Genomic DNA, 19,819 nt, shown 5'->3' with positions numbered 1-19,819 from the left:
CCCCATGCCCGTGCCGCGACGCGTTCGCGGCACGGGCATGGGGGGCTCGATGCCCCTCATGCCCGTATGCCCCGGCAGCAAAAAAAGGGAGAGGCGTTTCCGCCCCTCCCTGTCGTTTCAGAACTCGTCGGACATGCCGCCCGGGACCGTGTGCACCACCCGGTCGATGAGCGCCATCGGCAGCGCGCCATAGTCGCCCTCATCGATGGCGATGTAGCCCCGCGTATCGTCCTCGATGACGTGCTGGTCGAAGAAGCTGTGGAGTGCGCGGCGCTCGGCGTATGCGAGGGCGGCGAGGTAGGCGGCGGTATCGTTGTGGGCGCTGGTCGGGTTGATCTGCATCGGAGCCTCCTGTCGTCTTGAATGACAGGGGAATGGCCGTCGTTGAGGGAGACGCCGGGTCAGGAACGGAGGCGAAGCCGGAGCCGCGAAGCGGGGAGCGGGGGTGCCGATTTTGTCGTGGTCGGAGTGGAGCGAAGCGGAGCGCAGGCCGCGGCAAAATTGGGGGCACCGCTCATTCTTGACGCGGCGTCTCCCTCAACGACACACTGGGAAGTCTGTGAGAGATTTCATCCTCTGATCCGGGCGCGACGGCGGGCGTGAGCACCCTCGACCGCGGCGCTCGATTTGACACGCGGGAATGGTCCGGCCACGTGCGGCGGGACCGCGAGATCTGATCGATCTTGGGGCCGCCGCGCGGGCGCGCCCAACCATCATTGACCGGGAGGTGGAAACAGCCGGCGAGCAGTCGCGGGTTGGTTCGCCGAAATGCCTATGTTAGTCCGCAGGGGCGCTGCAAAGCGGCAGCGCCGGGACTGGTAATCCCGTCGAGAACGGCAACTCGGTGTGGTCTCACGCCGGGGTGTCTGCGCATATGTCCAGGTGCCCCGGCACTAAAAGCGTAGGCGCATGTCTCGACGTGTTACCAGCCCCGGCTCCCGCGCCCAGCGCGCGGGAGTTTGTTGGACGGGGCGCTCCGACGCGACCGCTGGGATCAGGTGCGCCCGGGCAATCGAAATGGACGATCTCGACACGGATCCGACGCTCCAGAAAGCGATGGCGCTCGCGCTGATACGGCAGGCGCTGGAGTGGCTGGAAGCGGCGGACGAGGAGAAGGCTGCCGCGCACCTCCGCGACGCCGTGGATACATTGCTGAAGCGGGCTCCGCGGATGGATCGTGCGGCCGCATCCTGACGCGCGTGAGAGGCCTGGCTTTCGGAGCCGCTGAGGGCGCGCCAGCGAGCTGGCGCGCCCCGCCTGCGACCGGTTCCGGGTGGAGGCTAGGCCCATTCCAGCCGGCAGGATTCGTCGGTGGCGGCCGCCGCGACAAGGCGCTCGAGCCGTTCGATATAGTGGGAGATGCCCTGCTCGGCCGCGTGCCGTCGGAAGGCCGGGCTGGCGAGGCGTTCCCGGACGGTCTCGATCGCGGTTTCGCCCACGCTTTCGGTTCCGAGGCCGAGGCTCTGAAGCAGCGCGAATGCGTTGCTCGAGGCGAGGTCGAGTTCGAGCCCCATGTCGGTGGTGAGTGCCACGGTCAGGTTGATCGTGCCGGCCGCCTCGTCGCGAAAGACGCTGACGCGCCGCCCGCGAAACTGTGCCTCCTCGACCACGGTGATGACGTCCGTGGCATAGTCGAAGAGGCGGGCGCTCGACGCCAGTGAGAGCGGGCAGAGGCGAGCCTCGAAGCGGTAGGACAGAAATGCGTCCTCGGGAGCGTCCGGGTCGAGCAGCACGGTGCCGATCCGCTCGCCCTCGGCGCGCAGGAAGGTGCGAAAGGCGGCGAGCTGGCGCGCGGTAATGACCGCCAGCGGGCGGGCCTCGTCGTCAGCGGCGGTGGCGATGCGAAACGTGATGGACATCTCGTCCTCCCCTGTTGAACGCTTCCATCCATCCCTCTCCCCTTGGCCGCCTCGCGGGTCTGCGGGTCGGCGGCGCGTCGGCGCCGGCTCCTCGCGGCGCGAGGGGGCTCGATGCCCCCGAGCGCCGCCCGTGACGCAGAAAAAGGAGGAGAGGCCCCGGCCGTAGCCGGAGCCTCTCCGCGAGAGCTTCACGCCCGCCGTGCGGTGCGCTGGTGGGCGAGCCGGACGATGTGCAGCGGCACGCCTGCCTGGCGCAGCTTCTGGGCGAGGTTCTGCTGGATGCCCGAGCCCTCGCAGATGACCGCCTCGACTGGCTTCAGGCCGAGGATTCGGTCGTTTCGGACGAAGGCCGCGCGGTTGCCCTGGCTGCGGTCGAGACGGAACTGGATGACCTTGACGCCGCGCGATGCCGCCCAGGCGTGTGCCACCGCATCGCAGCCCTTGGCCTGCGCGGTGGTCGCGAGGATCATCTCGGGGATGCGGGCCTTGATGCTGTCGAGGCCATTCCACAGGAGGTCGGCATCCTCCCAGACCTGCCCGCCCGAGAAGGCCACGACGGGACCCTCGGGTGCGAACTGCTCGCGGCGTTCCCGCGCGCGCGACGCGAGATAGTCACGGGCGTCGATCATCGAGGCGTTGAGGGCGCTGGAGACCCTGCTGCCGCGGACCGGCGAGAAGGGCTTGCCGGTCTCGACGCGGTACACCTCGGCGGCGTGATCGCGCATGCATTCCATTGCCTCGCGGCACCCCTGGAGGGTCTGGCAGAGCAGCTGCGTGTCCTCCAGTTCGGTCGCGTAGATCTCAGACGGATCGTAGTTGCGGGCGAGTTCACCCAGCTTCTTGGCGGCATCGTCCTCGCGCCCTTCGATCCGCTTGGCAACGACGTGGAAGCTATTGGCGAACCCCCAGGCGAGATCGCTCGCGAAAGGCTCCATGCGCGTGTCGCGAAGGACATCGAACATCGTCTGCATCATCATGTCGACGGCGGCCCGGACCTGCTCGGGATCGGGCATGTCGAGTGCCTCCGGCGCGTCGACGATGCTGAGCTTCGCCATCTCGTTCGGCTCGATGAAAGCGCCGTCGTAGGTCTGCGTCAGCTCCTCGTTCTCTCGGCTTGCCGCGATGTGGCTGGCGAGGTCGGCGAAGTTGGTGAAAGTGGTCTGCATGATAGCCTCCGTTGGATCTCATCCACTCGATGAGGCTTCTCCTTCGACGTGCGGCGGTCGGGTCGGTCAGGGACGTTAACCGGGAAGCCGGCGCAGCCGGACCCCGGTTAGCGCCGCGCCAGCGGGGAGCGGGGGAGCCGATTTTCTCGGGCGCGGAACGGACGCGCAGCGGGCGTTGCGGGCTCGTGAAAATTGGGGGGACCGCTCATCCTTGACGGGCTCGAATCCCCGCACGTCATATCTAGGAAGTCAGAGAGAGAGAGAGATTTTTGGCCACCACGGTGCAGCCAGGCCCCCCGCAAGGTGATCGTCACCCGAAGGGCGGAGACCCGCGCACCGCGGGGCTCCGGGAGCCGGAGGCGAGTAGAGCGCCGGTCCCGTCCTGAGCAGCGCGAAGGGCCGGGATGCGCCGCCCTCCAGCGGATGCTCTGGTGCGGCGATTGCCGGTCGCGCGGATGGGGATGATCTGACAGGATCGCGCGCATGAAGGATCCGTTTTGGCTTTCCCGAGAGCAGCGTGGAGCGCCTCCTGCGCGAGGAGCGCGAGCGCGCCCGGCGCCATCGCGAGTTGCTCGGCGCCGGCACCGCCGGCCAGACTATCCGGGAGGCGGCCGACGTTCGAAGCGGCTGGCTCGGGACTTCGGCGCTCCCTATCGCGGCGCCCTCGATGTGCTGGAGTGGGATCGTCGGCACCAGCGCGATTTCCGGCAGCTCACCAGCAGTGCCTGGGCGCTGTCGATCTCTGAAGCCGCGCGCAGCATCGTCGACCGGAACGCAGGGTTGCTCGACGACCAGCGTCGCCTCTCGAGCAGCCTGCTCGACATGGTGAAGACCTCCGATCTCAACCGATCGACGATGGCGAGCGCGATCGCCGCCGCGGAGACCGGCGGGACCTACCGCCGGATGATCGAGGACGCGCTACCGCGCCTGTGGGCATTTGGAGCCATTGCCGAGCAGATGCGGCTGCTCGTTGCCATGACGCTTCGCGCGAGCGAAAGCGTGGTCCAGTCGGCGACGGCGCTCGCGGCCGAGATGGTGCTTGAGACGCAGCGGATCGCCGAAGCGATCCTTGCCGCGTCGACGGACGAGGAAAGCGCCGAGCTGCAGGGCCGGCTGCTCAACCTCATCGTCGGGTTCGTGCAGCAGTTCGGTCCGCGGACGATCGCCGAGCTGCACAAGATGGGCCTGTTCCAGTGGTCCGGCTGGCTGGCCGGAATCCTCGGCCTGTTGCTGGCGATCGCCGCCCTCCATCCTGATCAGTCGCCCGAGGAGAAAGCGGCGTTCGCCGCGTTGAACCAGAAGGTGGAGGCGCTTCAACAAGAGACTCGTCGCTATCACGAGGCCGAGGCGCGCGCGGGCGAAGCCTATGTCGCGTACCTTCCAAGGGCCGAGCTGAGCCGGGATGCGACGTTTCGGCGCGAACCGCGGCGCGCGGGCGCCGTGGTGCTGAAGGCGCCCGACGGATTGGTGCTGGCGATCGAGAGGCGGCAGGGGCGCTGGCGCCTGGTGATGTATCGCGATCCGCTCACCGGCCAGCTTGCCCGAGCGTGGGTCTATGCGAACGCGGTGTCGCCGCTCGCGCCGCCCGTTGACGCTGACGCGCGGTAGCGGGGCTCGACCGATCCGGACGGCGCCGGAGCGCCGTCCGGCATGCGCTCAGAAGAAGTCGAGCTTGTCCGCGATGATCTCGCAACCGTAGCGGGTGATGCCGTCGCGGTCTTCCCAACTCGAATAATGCAGCCGGCCGGTCACTGCGACGACATTGCCGTTCTCGCGCGACGCCGCCGCCTTGCCGAGGCCGTTGAAGCAGGTGACCTTGTGGAACTCGGTTTCCTTGGCGGTATAGCCGGTCGCCTCGTCGACATAGGTCTTCCCGTCCCTGAGCTTCACGCGATCGGTCGCGACGATGAGGGTCGTGACGCTGCCGCGGGTGTCGGGATCCTTGGCGACCCGGCCGGCGATGTTGACGTTGTTCATGGCGATGCTCCTTGTTGGGTCCAGCGGCCTTTCCGCCGGTGCCACCGGGGAGCGGCGTGCAGGCCCGCTCCGCACCGGAGCGCGAGCGGAGGGGAACTCCTGAAGGGAGCTGGCGCGGGCAGCCGCGATAGCGGCAACACGGGCGACCGGCAGGGGTTGCGGGGCGGGCCTGTCTCGCCGCAGGTGGCAGGAACAGGCGGAGGAAGGCCGCGGCGCCCTGGGGACGCGGCGCCCCTGCGACGACCGACCGCCGGCCGGCGGCTCAGACCGAGGTCGGCAGGCTTCCGCCCCGGTCGATGACGCGGAGGCGCAGATGGGGGACTGGCTGGCGCAGTCCGAGCGAGACGGCCGCCGAACGCGGACCGTGGGTCTCGACCGAATGGCGGACGAGACGGCGGCGATCGACGCTGGTCAGTGCGTCCCACCAAGCCGGGCTCAGATAGCTGTTTTCGAGATATTCGAGACCAAGGCGGATCGCGGCGGCGGCGCGGTCATCGTCCCCGAGGTTCTGGTAAGACCGTACGAAGCGCTCCGCCGGGCCCTCGGGCCCGCCGGTCCACCCGAAGACGATGACCGACTGGCCGCCATAGGATGTGATGTTGAGCGTGACCTGCTCGAACGGACCCGTGCCATGGGCAAGTCGTTGGAGCGGGCGGCCGGTCAGATCATTGTCGGGTAGGAACGCGCCGCAGCAGACCAGTGGCAGGAGCCCGTCGAAGCGTGTCCAGGCATAGGAGAAGCCGTTCACGTCCCGGGCTCGGACCCGCGCGTCATAGGCTGCCTTCCGGGCGCGCGTGCCGGCCTCGCCCGCGAGAGCGCCGTGATGGAAATGGCGCGCCATGTTCTGGGCGAGTTCCTGGTCCTCGACGGGCAGGCCCTCGTCCAACCGTGCGAAGAGCGGCGCCACCGCAAGCATGGCGCGCTTGAAGAAGGCTTCGAACGACACCGCGCGATAGGCGAAGAGCAGCGCCTCCCAGGCGCCGATCGCGCAGTCCTTGTCCTCGATCGGCTTGAAGAGATCGTTGTCATGGGTCGAGCAGAAGCCCGGGAAGACCGAAGCGTCGCCGATGCCCACCAGCCGCGGGTCGAGGCGGCCACCATTCTTCTCGAGCCCGCCCATCGTCGCGATAAGGGAATAGACCTTCCCAGCGCGCGAGATCGCGCGCAGCCCGCCTTCCTTCTGAACGGTGTGGGCGCCGATGATTTCGGCGCCACATGGCTCGCCGGCCTCGCCGGCATAGGAGCAGTAGCGTCGGCGCAGCTCCTTGCGGAACGCCTCGGCAACATGGTGGTGGTTGAATTGCGGCAGCCGCTCACGCCCGTCGTGACACGCTTTGAACTTCCTGCCCGATCCGCACCAGCACGGGTCGTTGCGGCCGATCTTCGGCGGGCGGTGGACGCGGGGCGGCCGGTTCAGGGGCATGAACAGCGAGGGGTGCGGAGCGGGAGGCGGTTGGATCGGCATGTCTTGGAGGTTGAGCGGAACAGGGTTGGACGGCGTGCCGGGCAGACGGAGAGGACCGGCGACTTTGGGGAGCTATCGTCACTCGGTGCGAACGCCTCAATGGACGTCGCTCAGCCAATTCTCCACCTTGAGGGCCCGGACGCGGGAGAACTCGCCGATGTTGGCGGTCACCAATGTGGCGCCGAGCGCATAGGCATGAGCCGCGATGAAGAGGTCGTTGGGCCCGATGGGTTTGCCCGCGCTCTCCAGCTCGGCTCGGATACCGCCATATTCAGTGTCCGCCGGGACATCGAGCGCAAGCACGGACACGCTGCCGAGGATCGACTCCATTTGGGCCAGGAGCCTGGGGGACCCCTTCTTCGCGCAGCCGTAGCGCAGCTCGGCCGCGGTGATGATGCTGACGCAAATCGCATCGGCACCGACTTGCGCGATCCGGGTGGCTACGGCGCCGTGCGGGTTTCGCGCGAGTTCCGACACGATGTTGGTATCGAGCATGTAGAGCTGGGTCACAATTCGATGGCCTTGGCCGGAAGCAAGGTGCTGTCGATGTCCGGGAATTCATCCTCGGGGCCAAGGGGTTCGAGGCTCGCAAGGACCTCGACGATGTTTCGGCGGCGGATCGGCTCGATGACCAGTCGATCTCCCTCCCGGTGGATCATGACTCGATCCCCAGGCAGCTCGAAATCGGCCGGGATGCGCACTGCCTGGCTCTTGTTGTTGCGGAACAGCTTCGCTTCTCTGGTGACCGTTGCTTCATGATCGGGTGTCACGGCAGACTCCTTGCATATACATAGGCATATACATCACGGGACGGATTTGTTCAATGATGTGTTGCCGAGGGGAAGAGAACGTCCTCGCACGCTGGCAAAAAAAGGGCCCGCTTCGCGGTGACGCGAAGCAGGCCCTGTCGTGGCGCCGGCGCGCAGAGCAGCTGCGCGCCAATCGGTTGGCGGCAATTAGTCCGCCATCTCGGGCGTGCGGCGCCGGCGGCCGCCCGGCGCGGGCTCGCTGCTGCCGAACGCGCCTTCGGCGGAGGACTCACCCAGACCGTCGGTTCCCACGGGCGCGGCCGGCTGCTCGGTCCCCGGCAGCGGCGGCAGACCGTCGTCGGTCGCGACCGTGTCGGTGGGCGCCTCGCGGCGGCGGGTGGGACGCGACCAGACGATGTTGTAGGAGCCGTCCTCCTGGCGGAACGCCGAGATGTAGAGCGGCTTGTCGAGGCTCGGATCCTCGATCTTGCCGTTGAGGAAGGTCTCGCCGGTCGAGTTGGAGGCGAGCTCGAAAAGCGCTCCGACCTGCACCCACTGGCGGGCGGCCGACAGTGCGAGGATTTCGAACTTGGGCGCGCGCGGGTTGGTCGACTGGACCGTCCGAAGCGCGATCACGATCGCGACGGTGAGCGTCGAGATCTTGCCGGTGTAGGTGCCGCTGGCGTTCTGGGTGATGGTGCCGATGTTCATGGGAAGTCTCCTGAGATTGAGCGCTCGAACCCCTTGTCCGAACACTCTCTCTCACCCACTCAGCTCCTCGGCCGTTCGGCCGAGTAAGGCGCGTCAGCGCCGCTCCGACGAGCGCCTCTTCGGCGCCGTCGGGATCGTACCGTCGTCGCAGGTGGCTCGGCCCGAACCCTCAGGCCTCGACTGCTCCAGCGTCTGCGGGTTCCCGCTTGCGCCGCCGCGGTGTCTTGGCGCCGGCCTGGGCGGGGGACGGGTCCTCGGCCTTGGCGCGGCGGGCGCGGGGCTTCGGTTGCGGAGCGGGCGCGGCGTCACCTGATGGCGGTGGTGCCTCGGCGGGCGCTATGGGCTCCTGCCGCTTGCGACCCAGGCCGAGACGCTTGGCTACCTCGCGCCGCTGCGCCGAGTAACCGGGCGCCACCATCGGATAGTCGGACTTGAGGCCATAGCGGGCGCGGTATTCGGCAGGGGTCAGGCCGTGGCCGCTGAGATGTCGCTTCAGCGACTTGTAGGGCTTGCCGTCGATCATCGAGAGAATGTGATCAGGCGAGGCGAGGCTCTTGCGCACGGAGACGGCCGGCGTGAACTCGGACTGGGCTGCCGGTGTCTCTTCGGCGGGTGTTTCGGGTTCCTTGGCGATGCCGGCGATCGCAGCGTGGGTCTTGGCGATGAAGTCCGGCACGTCTTCGGGTCGGATATTATTGTGCGCCACGTAGCTTGCGACGACTTCGATCGTCATCGCGACAAGGTTGTTCTCTTCCGGCAACCGCACCTCCCACGAAAGGATACGCCCTGGCGATCTTCGCCCGACGACTTCCGTTATGGCGCGCGATGAATGCCGCGCAAGGTTTGGCGCCCTTGGGGTGTCTGTGGCGGCCTCGGTCCGAGAAATTCGGGTGCTGGCGCCCGGTCAGGTCGCCGAAGTCGAGACCGGCTTGCCCCAGAGCGCGATGATATCCTGCATCTCCTCGGCGAAACCGAGGGCGTCGATGTAGATGGCGCCGGGGCGTTGTCCGAGATAGCCGACGATGGTCGCAATGTCGTTGGCGACAGCGACATCCAGCCCGAACAGGTCGGCGATCTCGAAATGGCCGAGTTCCGGCCCGTTCCACCACGCCATCAGGAAGTTCGCGACCCGGCGCGACTGGCCGGTATCGCTCATCGCGATCGGTATCAGCCGGGTCAGCGCCGCCAGCATCGCGTCGTGATCGGTGGGTATCGAAGTCATCGGCATCTCCGGCGGCGATGCTATACGTCTGTGTCGATCGCGCAACCGCGACGTTCGGATCAGAGGCGCAGGGGCTCCGGCATCGCCAGCCATTCGGGCTGGTCGTGCGCGAGCGGCACGTCATGGTTCGCGGCCTCGGCTTCGCTGAAGACCAGCGCGCGCGACAATCGGTCAAAGCCGGTATCGTCGTTCCAGAAGCTGAGCCCGTGCTGCGGATCGCGGATCGCGAGGACGAATCCATCGGCGCCTTCGTCGCGCGCGCGGGCAATTGCGCGATCGAGAAGTTGGGTCGTGTGGCCATAGCTGATGCGGTGTTCAGTAATGACGACATAGCCGCCGCCGAACTCCCCGACCCGCAGCCTGTCGCAATCCGACGCCCATTCGAACCCGAAGGGCAGCGCCGAGCGCGCGCAACGTTGGATCAGCCTGGCCGCGACATCGATTCCGAACTGCTCGCCCGAGAAGGTCACGAGCACCTGGCCGAGCTGGTCGGCCTCGTTAAACGCGACATGGAAATCGAGATAGGGATATTGCGGATCCTCAAAGAGGTCGAGCAATCCCCCAATCGGGTCCTCGTTGCCGCGCGGGAATAGGTCGGCGAAGTCCTTGCCAAGGCTGGCATAATGCGCGTCGCGAACGTCGCTCCCGGACTCGGTGCCGTCGATCAGTTCCACCGCGGCGATGACCCGGCGTAGCATGTCGGCCTCGGCGACGGTGACGGTCAGGTCGAACGCCGCCTTGGTGTAGCTATTGGACATGGTGCGCTCCGGCAGTCGAGGGGAGCGCGGAAGCGGCATCCGCAACGACGAGCGCCGGCACGACGAATTCCGCTGCATCGAAATGAGCGAAGATCGCATCGAGCGAGCCAAGCGCCGCGATGGTGCTGCGGCTGATAACAACCTCGTCGTCCTCGGTGACAGCATAGGACACCGCCTTGCCGTCGCCGATGGCGACGACGCGCTCGGGTCCCCACTGCCCGGAATAGCCCCCGCACCAGCGTACGAAGGGGACGCGATGCATCACGCACCAGTCCTCGATCTCCTCGAAGCGACCGCCTGCGACTTCGTGCGCAAACAGGCGAAGCGGCTCGCCGTCGACGCGATGTTCCGGCTCGAACGGATCGCCGTCCCACTCGACGGCAAGGCGCTCGGCGGCGATGAGCTCGGCAAGTTCTGCGAAGGCGGGAGCGTCAAGCGCGCCGCCGATGACGATGGAGGCGGATACCCGGTCGGCCATGATGGTCTCCTCTGGTTGGGCGCGGCGCAGCGCGCACGTTCGGCCACCGCGCGGTGATCGCGGGATCGGTGATGATCGAGCCTTGGAAAGGATCGTGGCGGCAGCGGCTCGGCCGCGCCGGCACCTGTCTGATTGCAGCTTCAGTGAGTCGAGCCGAACAGGTAGCGCTTGGCGGCGACTTGCTGGCTGCCATCCTCGACGCCGATGGACGACTGCATATCGGCAGTGAGCTGCCGGCGGAGATCGGGAGGAATGATGGCATGAGGCGCGACAACGGCGATCGCGGCCTCGGCGGAGAGGAGTTCGCCCGGCTCCGTGCCGATCCAGACGAGGGGCTCGCCTTCGGCGGGCTCGTCTTCGGTGCGAAAGAAGACTTGCGCGAAGAAGGTCTGAAGCGGCCGGTCCCATCCGACCGTCGCGCGGACGACGTCTGGGCTGTCCGGCTTGGCCTGAAGGTCGTGACGGCTCATTCCATCGTCCTCCGGATGCGATGCTGGACATGGCGCGCCGCGCCTTCGGCGCTGCTGATCGCCTTGCCGGCGGCCGAAGCAGCCTGACGCGCTCCGGCCTGGCGAAGCAAGGTACGGGCTTCGCGCAGCCGCTCAACGGCTACCGCAATGGCGTGCCCGTCAGCGGGCGTGGCGGAGGCGATCCGTCGCATGGGCTTCTCCCTTGGATGGACGATGGATGCGGAAAGGCGCGTCTGCGGCGGGCCCCAAGGTCATTCGCAGGGTAGGTCCGCTTGCATTCACGCGCCTACTGCCCGACCCGCTTCCCCTTCACTTTTCCCAGGTTCAGTCGTCCTCGGGCAGCATGATCGTCATGACTCGCGTGGTGACGTGCGGATCGCCAGGGTCTTCCGATCCCCATCCCAGCGCGCGGTCGTAATAGTCGATCGCGAAACGGACGGCGTGGCCACGGACGGTGAACTCCCCGCGAGAGCGTTCCGGGCCATCGTCGCGCGTGAATGCGTAACCTCGGATCGCTGCGAGCAGCTCGGCCTGGGCGGAGAGATCGCCGGCGAAGGCGGCGACGCAAGCCGCAGTGATGACGACGCGGGCAGTCGGATCGAGGCCGTGCCGGCAGCGGTCGTTGAGTTCGGCGATGCGGGATAGCTGATCGGTCATGCAGCCTCCATCAGGCCGGCGTTGAAGGTCTCGATCCAGGCTTCCATCGTCGGCCGCTGGGGAAGCGGCACGATGCTCGCTGCATCCTGGAACCGGATGAGATCGGTGGGTGCATCGCGGCGAATGGCTTCGATCTCGGCGGCCGGGAGCAGCCGCTCGGCGCAAATGAAGTCTGTGATCCTGCCGGGCTTCGTCCTGGTCGAACGCCGCCAGAGCCCCTCGACGGTGCGCAGCCGAGGCTCCGCGCGCGCCTCGATGAGCACGATCAGCCTGAGGCACCAGGATGGCAGCGCCCGTACTTCGTCCGGCTGGATGGCCCCGCAGAAGAAGCAGCTCGATTTGGGAGGGATCGGAAGACCGGCCTGCTCGATACGCGCGGCGCACCGGTCGCGGTTCCAGTTCCACTCACGCAGCGGATAGCGGCACTCGAACAGCGGATCGTTCAACGCGGACGCATGCGCGTAGCGACGCGTGTCGGCAGGCGAGGCATCGTAGCCGATCAGCCGAACGACCTTCTGGCCTCGCTGCCACGCGGCCTGGGCCGGCGCCCATTGCTTGAGGTAGGCGTCCTGCGGCGCGACCTTCCACTTGAGAGAACAGCTATGCCGGCCAAGGCTGATGCTGGGGAGCGTCGCATTGGTGAGCACGTTGGCCAGGATCGAGTAATAGGGTGGCCAGTGCTTGAAGCGCTGCGGCACGTAGCGGACCACCTCATAGGGGATGCGCCGCGCGGCCATCCACGCCGCGATCAACTTCTGGTACTCGTACGTATCAGGCTTCTCGGCGCCGGGATCGGCCGTGAGAACCAAGTCCGGCGGCTCGCCCCGCGAATCGAGTTCGACGAGCAGGGCCGTGGAGTCCACGCCGATACCATAGGCGAGGACGACCGGCGGCGGCGCGCACACCATGATGGTGTCGACCGGCCTCGGCGTGGCAGAGGTGATCATAGGGGCCTCGGGCTTGAACGCGGCTGAATGCCGCCAAACTCAAGGCCCCCCTCCCCTCGCTTGTCCGATGCGACATCGCCGGAGAGGCGGGTGTCTTCGGGCCGCCTCTCGAAAGCGGGTCTCGCCAGTTATCCGGCGGCCGTGTCGTGCTGGGGTGCCGGGACGGTCGGTTCGCCCATCAGGATCACGGCGATCGAGGGCTTGTCGTCGGGTCCGAGCCTGCGGCTGTCGAAGACGTTCCGGCCGCCCAGGCCGATCGTCAGCATGTCGAAGGTCGGTGACGTACCGCCGTTCGCGTTGGCGATGCGTGTCCCGTTGTCGTGATATTGGATGTCGACGAAGCTTGGCGGGGAGCCGCGCTTGTATTCGCCGAAGAAGAACGTGATCCGACGACCGTCGGTGGTTTTGGCGCTGATCGTGAAGTTGCCGTCGGGGATGTCGATCGGAAGCGTCGGCACGTCGTTGAAGCGGGCGAAGCCGATGCTTTCGGCATCGGCCGCGGTCATGACGGGCAGCTGCGTGATGTCAGCCATGGAGGGTCTCCTGATCGCGCCAAATGAGCGGAAGCAGCGCGTTTCGCGGCGGAAGGGCCTTGGGATACGGCAGGCGCGGAAGGGTGCGGCCGCGGCGGCGGGCCTCGCGCGTCAGCTCGAAGCAATAGGCGAACAGCCCAGCCTGCTGATGCGTGACGAGATGGCGCTCGCGCTGGAGCCGCCACAACCAGCTTCGCGGCTCCTCGCCGATACGCGGCCTCGGGACCCCCAGCGAGACGAGCTGATCGATTGCGCCGGCTTGGCCCTGCTCGCCCAGGCGGATCTTGGACAGCGTGCGCCCCGAGATCGTGATGTTGCCGACCCGAAGGACCGATCGCGGCTTCGTGACTGCGCGGTGGGCGGCCGAGAGCGCACAATAGACGCGGCCGATATGCCCCGCCCCTGGATCGCTGTACGACACCACCGCCTCGATCCCAGGCCGTTCCCGGCGCAGGTGGCGAAAGGCCCGCGCGACGAAGAAGCTCTCGCCGTTCTGCGGCACGGCGTCGGTCAGAATGAGGCGCGCGAGAACGCAGCCGCGGCGAGGATCGTCAAACCCGGTGTGGCGCGAGACGACGGCGCTGGTGGTCGGAACGGCGAAAACGGCAACGCCTTCGAGCGCGCCCTTGCGCGCGAACAGCCCCACCGCGAGCTGCGCGGCCGGATAGCGGGGCAGATAATGGTGCTGCGCGATGAAGGCGCGCGCGGCGGCGTGATCGATGACGTCGACGCTGTAGGCGCCGGGATCGATCAGCGTGAGATCGCGCGCCCACAGAGCGCGCCGTTCGCGCCAGCGCTGGCTGCGGTCGGTCTGCATGGGACGTGGTCCGTGGGTCAGAGGAGCGCGCGCTGGCGCGCGTGGCGGGCGATGATCGCGTGTGCGAAGGCGTCCGCACCTGCCTGGCTCGGGCAGGGGAAAAGATCATGGGAGCACAGCAGGCGGAGGCTGTGGTCGAGCTCCATCGCACAGAGCCAGCGGTCGCTGCCATCGATGTCGACGACGGTAAGCGCGAGGCAGCGCGAGCCGCCATAGGCGCTCGGATCCAGTGGATCGCCCGGAAAGCCGGCAAGCATCCAGAAGCGCCAGCCCAGGGGCGGCGGGTCCTCGATGCGGGCGACGATCCGGAAGGAGCCGGCGGCGGCATGGATCGTCGTCACGACGACATCTGCCGCCCGGCCGCGACCCTCAGCTCTGCAAAGCGCGCCTGGACGGCTGATCCTGTCGGATAGCGGTTCTCGAGCCTGTGGCGCGCCAGGATGGGCCGCCGTGCCGCGGCGATATCCTCGGCCTCGGCGAGGGTGGGCATCCGCGGAGGCCAGCCTTTGACGTATCTGAGGCCTGCCGGCATCGAGGCCTCGAGATGCCGGCGCTCGAGCTGGTCGGCCTTGGCGCGTTCAACGTCCGCGCGGAGCCCGCCGCTCAACAGATGCGGTGCGATGTCGGCGAGCCAGCGTGTCGGCTGGAATGGAAAGGTCGATCGCGCCTCGATGCCGACGAGCTCGCGATAAGCCTCGGTGTTCGCCGGGGCTGCGGCAGAAGCCGACAGGTCGTGAAGCGAGGCGAAGATGCAGTAGCGGCACGAGAGGCGCGTTGCGCCCCATATCGAATAGGCCTCGTGCAGGGTGATGCCGAGCGTGCCGTGAGCACGAAATACGTCTTCGCTGTTCCAATACGCGATCGGGTGCCAGAGGGTGATCGCGGTGCCGTGCCGGTTCCCGGCCTTGGCATGGCGAAGATCGGCCTTGGCGATCGGGGTGGCGGCGCGGTTGTGGCTTTCGTCGCGGCGCAGGCCCAGAACGGAGATGATCTGCTGGCCTCGCAGCATTCTGGCGAGCGCCGGACCGATCACGGCCGCCTTCATCTCGGATTGGCAGAAGCGGAGCGATGCCGACGACCAGGGACCAATCAGGTTGTAGGTCTCGAGCGCCTCGTAGCGGCGCTTGCCGCTTTCGAACCGCTGGATCCAGCGGTCGACCAGGTCGCCGGCCGCCCGGCGCACGACTGTCAGCGGCACGTCGGCGCTAGCGGCTATGCGCGCGACGGTATCGGGGGTCGAATCCCATTCGGCGCGGCCAAGATCGGCATGGATCGCCATCCGCCGCGCCCGCGGATGGCCGAGTGAATCGAGTTGAAGGTTGACCGCGAACAGGGCCGCGCTCGAGTCCTTGCCGCCTGAGAGGTTGAAGACGATCCAGGCGCCGGCGCGGATCGCGGCGACAATCTCGGAAGTGATGGCGATGTCCGGCAGGCCGGGGACGGCCGGATAGGACCGAGTGGCCGCTGCCGCGGCTGCGAGCTGGGCGATGGGTGGCATGACGGCTCCGGAAAAGGGCGGCGGCCTGGTAACTGGCGGCGTCAGGCGAAGAGGCGCTCGGACTGCCGGACCGGCGGCGAGAGCGCGAGTTCGCGGCGGAGCCGGTCGGCGAAGCGGTCCGGGGCCAGCAATTCGGCGATCGAGGCAAAGTGGTTGCGCCCGCCGGTATAGTCCTTGCGCCCCCTGCAGCGCCGGAACAGGATTTCGCGGCCGGCCCCCATCGCGCCCAGGCTGAGGTGGACGTACACCTCCTCGCCGTGGAGGGTGATCTCGCCCGAGACAGCCGGACCACCCTTGTTGGAGCGGACCTCGTAGCTATCGGCCTCCAGCCCAAGGGCCTCGGCGAGCCGGCGCATGGCAATGCGCCCCTCGCTGTGAAAGGTGCGTTTGGCAGCCTCGTCATAGGCGACACCACGACAAGCGAGGGTCCGCAGGACAGGGTGGCGCCGGATCTCGGCGATCTGGTCCAAGCAGTTGCGGCGCAGCGCCATGTCGTCCGGGCGGCGTTCGCAGACAGTCCCGAGGTGGCGGGCGAGAAGGATGACCGCCGCGTCGATCTCGGGGTCCTTGCCCGCGTTGCGGCAGTCGGTGATGGCGGCACCGATCGCGTGGAGGGTGGCTGCCATCGTGGTCAGCGCGCTGGGATCGAGCGCCTGCTGGTGGCGCATCGCGACATCGTAGTGCATGGGGAGGTTCTCCGGGCTAAAGCGCACGTCCGCTCGCCCCTCCCCTTCCCCCTCTTCTTTTCCTGGCGGTCAGCCGCGCCGACGCCCTGGCCCCGGGGCCGATCGCGCGCGCGATGTGACCGGCATAGACACCGCAGGCGGCCCAGTATGCGGCAACCGGCGGCTTGCGGCTCTGCCAGCTCCGTTCGGCGCGCAGCCGGGCTTCGCTTTGGATGTCGAGCAGCACGGACAGCAGCGCGAGGCGCGCCTCCGGACTGAGCGCCCGGAGCCGGGCGACCGCCGGCAGGGCAAGAACGGGGTTGCGCACCTCGGCCCTGGAGGATCGAGCGCCCATCACGCGGGTCCGGGCAGCGCGGCCGATACGCGCTGATCCTGCGCCTCCTCGACCGCGGGAAGCGGGATCGGGACGCATTGCCCGCGAACGAGGTTGATGAAGCCACCAGCGTGGCCGATCGACCCGCGCCCGACGAGGTCGAACAGCAGCGCCAGAGCGTGGCTTGCCAGGACGCGGTTGACGAAAAGCGACTGCCGTTCGAGCGCCTCGGCCACCGAGCAGGACGGCGCATCGTCGTCGGGCTCCGTTTCGTCGGCGATCTCGGGGAAATATTCGACGACGGTCGGGAGGCGCCGCCGGTCGTGGGCGGTGGAGCGGCGAGGCGACCCGATCAGGAACTGCCCGTCTCCGGCGCGGTTGCCGAGGTCCATCCAGTAGGCGGGCACGGGCTTCCCATTCGCCAGATCGGCGCCGAGGGCGCGGCGCGCGGAAGCGGTGTCGACGCAGCTGATGAGGATATCCACGTCGGCGATCTTGACCGCTTCGGGAGCGCGGCCATGGACGGCTCGCCAGCAAAGGCCGTGCGCGAGATTGATCCGCTCGACGAGCGTGCGGGCCTTGGAAGCGCCGAGGTCGCATCGGTAGAAGGGTTGCCGGCCGAGATTGGCTTCGCTGACGACGTCGTCATCGACGACGGTGACCTGGAGCGACCGGGTGGAGATCGCGCGTAGCGCTGTCTCGAGCGAAGCCAGTCCCATCAGCATCTGCGCGCCATTTCCGCCGCAGCCGACTAGAAGGACCTTGATCGCGCGATTGTCGAAGCCGGCAGGAAGATAGTGGCGATTGGGGATGTCAGGCTGCATCGTCGTCTCCTGAAAACGGGCTGCGCGGCAGCGGCAGGAACATCCCGCCGGCGCACAAGCGCGAAGCGATGGCGGGTCCTTCCGGTTGACCAAGACGGCCGAGCACCAGCGCGATCTTGGTGGAGTGCGCGTCGTCGGCATCGTCCGTCGCGCTGAAGAATGCCGCGCCATGCGCATGACTGTGGATGTCGCAGATGAGATGTTGGTCGGGCGCCAGAATCGGGGACCGATAGGTCACGCGGGACGGAGTGGCATCGTCGATCTGGGGGTAGTGGATCGAGAAGCTTCGCGCATTCTCGTTCCACAGGACGAAGGCGGCAGCTTCGTTGGGCAAGGCCGCTCGGAAGTGATCGAGAATCCGGCCGAGCAGTTCGCGGGGCATTAGCCCGCAGCGTAGTTCCGCCCGGCGCTCGCCGACGCTCCCATAAGGCAGGTAGGCGGGAAACGGCGGCGTGACGGGAATGTCGAGCTCGAGCCATGGCCGTCGCACGATGAGCATGACTCCGTCCCTCCCGACCGCGAGACATTGGCTTGTGCGGGAGGCGCGTACCGCGTCGATCGCGGGGGACCGACCGACCGGCGGAACCGGATAACAGGACGCCGCTGCGAGAATGGCGGCCGCGGTCGGATCGTCGGCGAGGACGGTCATGACGCCGCGCCTTCAGCGATCAGCCGCTCGAGCGTCATCGGTTCGGCGTTGGCCTTTCTCGATGGAGGTCGCTGGCTCGTGCCGGTGAACGGCCGGAGGCGCCTCACCGGGAAGCGCGTCGCCTGGCGCGCCGCAAGGTCGTCCCAGAGCTTCAGCAGGCCACCCTTGCCGGTGACGGTCAGCTCCTGCCCGGGATTGGGGTGCGTCGACCAGGAATCGAACAGCGCCCGCTCGAAGTCGGGGATGGCCGCGACGTCCAGCGTGCGCGGCCTCGGGATGTTCCCCCAGCAGAGAGAGCCATCGACGAAGACGTTGAGGACCGGCGAGTGGAGCACCCGCGTGGTCGCCGAGGGGCGCTCATTTTCGGCGAGTGCATAGACCCCGAGCCGGCGCGGCGTCGCCACGAACAGCTGGGCGGGATACGGAACGGGCCGGATCGTCCGTTGCGCGAGAACGCGCAGGCCGGCCGGCGGTGTGGACAGATCGAAATAAGCCGGGCGGACCTGCTCGGGCGTCCACCAGGCGAGCATGTCGCGATGGGCAACCAGCACATTGTGGGGAAGGATCTGAGGCGGCGCTGCGCGCCCGAGCGCCTCGGTCCATTGGCGAAGGTGGGCGCGGGTCAGCGGCGTGCCGGCGGCGATCGTCGGCCCGCCTTCGCCGCCATGCTCGACATGATGGATGCTGGCGAAGGCATGTCCATCCTGCCTGGGGGCGCGGTGGGGATCGAGTCCGCGGGGGGTCTCGGTGCGGTACAGGAGGATGGCGTTGGTGAGCACCATGCCTCCGGCGGTGGCTTCGAAATGGGCGCTATGGTCCGGCATGGGGGCCTCACAATTTGTCGGGATCGAGCTGGATCAGCTGCTGCGCAGCGAGCAGGAAGTGAGCGCCGGTCCGCAGCGACGCGAACCATCGCTCGACGTGCGCGGCCTCGGAGAGCGGACAGATCCCCGCGACATCCATGAAGCCGTATTCCATGCCGTGGCGTCCGACATCGTCCACCTCGGCCGCGAAGAACTCGACCGGCACGAGCGTCAACGGGGGCAGCGTCGAACATTCCTCAAGGCCGGGAACATATTCGTAGAGAATTTGCCCGTCGAAGTGCCAGGCGTTGCAATCTCCCGGCAGGCGCCGAAGCGCGTCGTGAGCGCTGCGGAGTTCGCGTAGTGCCTTGCGAAGGTCGAGAGGCAGCTTCGCCAGCGGCGCTGCATTCGCCGCGATCATCCATGCGGGCTTCTTGGCCTCCATGGTCGACGGCAGGGCGACTTCGTCGAGGTCGCCGGGATCTGCGCCGTGATAGTTGATGAGGCACTGGCGGGCGGCGTCATCGTCGGTCTCGCCGTCCCAATAGTAATTGGATATTTCGTCGAAGAGATCCTGGTAGCCGAAGATCGGCAGGGCAGCCCCCAGGGTCTGCTCGAGCGCCACGTAGGCAGCCGCGCGCCAGGCGATCGGCGCCTCGCTGGTCTCGATCCATCCGAGATCCAGTTGGCCGATGCTCTCGCAGATGATCACGATCGCCGGCGCTCCCTCGGACTCGCCGTTGAGCACGACCACGCGAAGCTCGGCGAGATCGATCGGACGCAGCGCCTCGCCAGCGGCAGAGATGAAAACATGCTCGATGCGCCGTCGCGCCTCGCAGCGGGAATATCGTCTCGTCGCCTTCTCGCGCGACGCCACCCAACGCCCGATCAGCTTATGGTGTCGTGCAAGAGGCTGGTCGAAGGTCAGTGGTATGTCGGGCGAGATCTCAACCGATCGGCCCGCGAGATCAGCCGAGCGGCGGAAGTCGGAGGCTTGCTGGTGGCTGAAGCGGCTCGGGGGAGTGGCTTCGGTGAGTGGGCTCGAGCGCGAGCTGCGCATGGAGGGCCCGGGCCTGGATGCTGCAGGAAGGCTGGGAGATGCCGGTTGCGTTGCCATCATCGAACTCGATCCATTCGAGAAGCGTCTTGCGCGGTGCGGCGGGGATGGCTCCGCCGTGGCGGCGGGGCACGATCAACCCTTGGTGCCGACGGCGCGGCGGTACTCGGTGACGTGGAC

The 19,819-nt window shown here is 67.6% G+C and carries 28 protein-coding genes; 2 read left to right on the top strand and 26 right to left on the bottom strand.

What is annotated here, in order from left to right; all coding sequences use genetic code 11:
- Positions 1-117: 117 nt before the first annotated feature.
- The gene (locus AX709_RS04525) at positions 118-342 is read right to left on the bottom strand and encodes a hypothetical protein (RefSeq protein ID WP_030541263.1); all 225 of its coding nucleotides are present in this window, start codon (positions 340-342) and stop codon (positions 118-120) included.
- Between the two features lie 675 nt (positions 343-1,017).
- On the opposite strand from AX709_RS04525, the gene AX709_RS18520 reads away from it, so the two are divergent.
- A complete protein-coding gene (locus AX709_RS18520; protein WP_156454153.1) occupies positions 1,018-1,194 on the top strand; it encodes a hypothetical protein in 177 nt (58 codons plus the stop codon).
- Between the two features lie 86 nt (positions 1,195-1,280).
- Here the strand turns inward: AX709_RS18520 and AX709_RS04520 are convergent, their stop codons facing one another.
- Positions 1,281-1,859 (bottom strand): hypothetical protein, encoded by a 579-nt coding sequence (locus tag AX709_RS04520; protein ID WP_066547297.1) that lies wholly within the window; start codon positions 1,857-1,859, stop codon positions 1,281-1,283.
- Positions 1,860-2,047: 188 nt separating this feature from the next.
- The gene (locus tag AX709_RS04515) at positions 2,048-3,025 is read right to left on the bottom strand and encodes a DUF2493 domain-containing protein (RefSeq protein WP_066547290.1); all 978 of its coding nucleotides are present in this window, start codon (positions 3,023-3,025) and stop codon (positions 2,048-2,050) included.
- A gap of 483 nt (positions 3,026-3,508) precedes the next feature.
- On the opposite strand from AX709_RS04515, the gene AX709_RS04510 reads away from it, so the two are divergent.
- Positions 3,509-4,633, top strand: a complete 1,125-nt coding sequence (locus AX709_RS04510; protein WP_156454152.1) for a hypothetical protein — start codon at positions 3,509-3,511, stop codon at positions 4,631-4,633.
- A 48-nt stretch (positions 4,634-4,681) separates the two neighbouring features.
- Here the strand turns inward: AX709_RS04510 and AX709_RS04505 are convergent, their stop codons facing one another.
- The 23 genes from AX709_RS04505 to AX709_RS04395 all read right to left on the bottom strand — a co-directional run bounded on the left by AX709_RS04505 (position 4,682) and on the right by AX709_RS04395 (position 19,642).
- Complete coding sequence (locus tag AX709_RS04505; RefSeq protein WP_066547282.1) at positions 4,682-5,002, bottom strand: single-stranded DNA-binding protein; 321 nt, start codon at positions 5,000-5,002, stop codon at positions 4,682-4,684.
- Between the two features lie 262 nt (positions 5,003-5,264).
- Positions 5,265-6,467, bottom strand: a complete 1,203-nt coding sequence (locus AX709_RS04500) for a YecA family protein (protein ID WP_082731620.1) — start codon at positions 6,465-6,467, stop codon at positions 5,265-5,267.
- Between the two features lie 96 nt (positions 6,468-6,563).
- Positions 6,564-6,962 (bottom strand): type II toxin-antitoxin system VapC family toxin, encoded by a 399-nt coding sequence (locus AX709_RS04495; protein ID WP_197419115.1) that lies wholly within the window; start codon positions 6,960-6,962, stop codon positions 6,564-6,566.
- Positions 6,963-6,973: 11 nt separating this feature from the next.
- Positions 6,974-7,237 carry an antitoxin gene (locus AX709_RS04490; RefSeq protein ID WP_047100244.1) on the bottom strand — a complete coding sequence of 88 codons (264 nt, stop codon included), beginning with the start codon at positions 7,235-7,237 and terminating at the stop codon, positions 6,974-6,976.
- Between the two features lie 186 nt (positions 7,238-7,423).
- A complete protein-coding gene (locus AX709_RS04485) occupies positions 7,424-7,927 on the bottom strand; it encodes a DUF736 domain-containing protein (RefSeq protein ID WP_066547276.1) in 504 nt (167 codons plus the stop codon).
- 169 nt (positions 7,928-8,096) lie between these two features.
- Positions 8,097-8,687, bottom strand: coding sequence for a MucR family transcriptional regulator (locus tag AX709_RS04480; RefSeq protein WP_231727414.1), 591 nt, complete (start codon positions 8,685-8,687; stop codon positions 8,097-8,099).
- 144 nt (positions 8,688-8,831) lie between these two features.
- Entirely contained in the window at positions 8,832-9,149 is a 318-nt protein-coding gene (locus AX709_RS04475; protein ID WP_047100439.1) for a DUF7673 family protein, read from the bottom strand.
- Positions 9,150-9,208: 59 nt separating this feature from the next.
- Positions 9,209-9,907, bottom strand: a complete 699-nt coding sequence (locus AX709_RS04470; RefSeq protein WP_066547274.1) for a hypothetical protein — start codon at positions 9,905-9,907, stop codon at positions 9,209-9,211.
- Positions 9,897-10,385 carry a hypothetical protein gene (locus AX709_RS04465; protein ID WP_066547273.1) on the bottom strand — a complete coding sequence of 163 codons (489 nt, stop codon included), beginning with the start codon at positions 10,383-10,385 and terminating at the stop codon, positions 9,897-9,899. The genes AX709_RS04470 and AX709_RS04465 overlap by 11 nt, the downstream gene beginning before the upstream one ends.
- A 140-nt stretch (positions 10,386-10,525) precedes the next feature.
- Positions 10,526-10,855, bottom strand: a complete 330-nt coding sequence (locus AX709_RS04460; RefSeq protein ID WP_066518897.1) for a hypothetical protein — start codon at positions 10,853-10,855, stop codon at positions 10,526-10,528.
- The gene (locus AX709_RS04455) at positions 10,852-11,046 is read right to left on the bottom strand and encodes a hypothetical protein (RefSeq protein WP_042469259.1); all 195 of its coding nucleotides are present in this window, start codon (positions 11,044-11,046) and stop codon (positions 10,852-10,854) included. The genes AX709_RS04460 and AX709_RS04455 overlap by 4 nt, the downstream gene beginning before the upstream one ends.
- Positions 11,047-11,179: 133 nt before the next feature.
- Complete coding sequence (locus AX709_RS04450) at positions 11,180-11,512, bottom strand: DUF3768 domain-containing protein (RefSeq protein ID WP_066518898.1); 333 nt, start codon at positions 11,510-11,512, stop codon at positions 11,180-11,182.
- Positions 11,509-12,459, bottom strand: a complete 951-nt coding sequence (locus AX709_RS04445; protein WP_042469263.1) for a hypothetical protein — start codon at positions 12,457-12,459, stop codon at positions 11,509-11,511. The genes AX709_RS04450 and AX709_RS04445 overlap by 4 nt, the downstream gene beginning before the upstream one ends.
- Positions 12,460-12,587: 128 nt before the next feature.
- On the bottom strand, positions 12,588-12,992 hold the full coding sequence (locus AX709_RS04440; RefSeq protein WP_066547270.1) for a hypothetical protein: 405 nt from the start codon (positions 12,990-12,992) through the stop codon (positions 12,588-12,590).
- Complete coding sequence (locus AX709_RS04435; RefSeq protein WP_066518903.1) at positions 12,985-13,809, bottom strand: Mom family adenine methylcarbamoylation protein; 825 nt, start codon at positions 13,807-13,809, stop codon at positions 12,985-12,987. The genes AX709_RS04440 and AX709_RS04435 overlap by 8 nt, the downstream gene beginning before the upstream one ends.
- Before the next feature lie 17 nt (positions 13,810-13,826).
- Positions 13,827-14,150 carry a transposase gene (locus AX709_RS04430; RefSeq protein WP_066547268.1) on the bottom strand — a complete coding sequence of 108 codons (324 nt, stop codon included), beginning with the start codon at positions 14,148-14,150 and terminating at the stop codon, positions 13,827-13,829.
- Positions 14,147-15,307, bottom strand: coding sequence for a phosphoadenosine phosphosulfate reductase domain-containing protein (locus AX709_RS04425; RefSeq protein ID WP_066547265.1), 1,161 nt, complete (start codon positions 15,305-15,307; stop codon positions 14,147-14,149). Before AX709_RS04425 ends, AX709_RS04430 begins: the two co-directional genes overlap by 4 nt.
- A gap of 41 nt (positions 15,308-15,348) precedes the next feature.
- Entirely contained in the window at positions 15,349-15,993 is a 645-nt protein-coding gene (locus tag AX709_RS04420; RefSeq protein ID WP_066518937.1) for a hypothetical protein, read from the bottom strand.
- Between the two features lie 16 nt (positions 15,994-16,009).
- Complete coding sequence (locus AX709_RS04415) at positions 16,010-16,327, bottom strand: hypothetical protein (RefSeq protein WP_226998469.1); 318 nt, start codon at positions 16,325-16,327, stop codon at positions 16,010-16,012.
- Positions 16,327-17,130: a PRTRC system ThiF family protein gene (locus AX709_RS04410; RefSeq protein WP_066518906.1), complete on the bottom strand. Its 804-nt coding sequence runs from the start codon at positions 17,128-17,130 to the stop codon at positions 16,327-16,329. Before AX709_RS04410 ends, AX709_RS04415 begins: the two co-directional genes overlap by 1 nt.
- Positions 17,120-17,779, bottom strand: a complete 660-nt coding sequence (locus AX709_RS04405) for a PRTRC system protein A (protein WP_066547262.1) — start codon at positions 17,777-17,779, stop codon at positions 17,120-17,122. The genes AX709_RS04410 and AX709_RS04405 overlap by 11 nt, the downstream gene beginning before the upstream one ends.
- Positions 17,776-18,603, bottom strand: coding sequence for a PRTRC system protein B (locus AX709_RS04400; protein WP_042469275.1), 828 nt, complete (start codon positions 18,601-18,603; stop codon positions 17,776-17,778). Before AX709_RS04400 ends, AX709_RS04405 begins: the two co-directional genes overlap by 4 nt.
- A gap of 7 nt (positions 18,604-18,610) precedes the next feature.
- The gene (locus tag AX709_RS04395; RefSeq protein WP_231727413.1) at positions 18,611-19,642 is read right to left on the bottom strand and encodes a hypothetical protein; all 1,032 of its coding nucleotides are present in this window, start codon (positions 19,640-19,642) and stop codon (positions 18,611-18,613) included.
- Positions 19,643-19,819 lie beyond the last annotated feature (177 nt).

Source organism: Sphingomonas sp. CCH15-F11, assembly GCF_001557005.1.
Classification (GTDB): domain Bacteria; phylum Pseudomonadota; class Alphaproteobacteria; order Sphingomonadales; family Sphingomonadaceae; genus Sphingomonas.
This window is presented reverse-complemented; position numbering and strand designations above follow the sequence as displayed.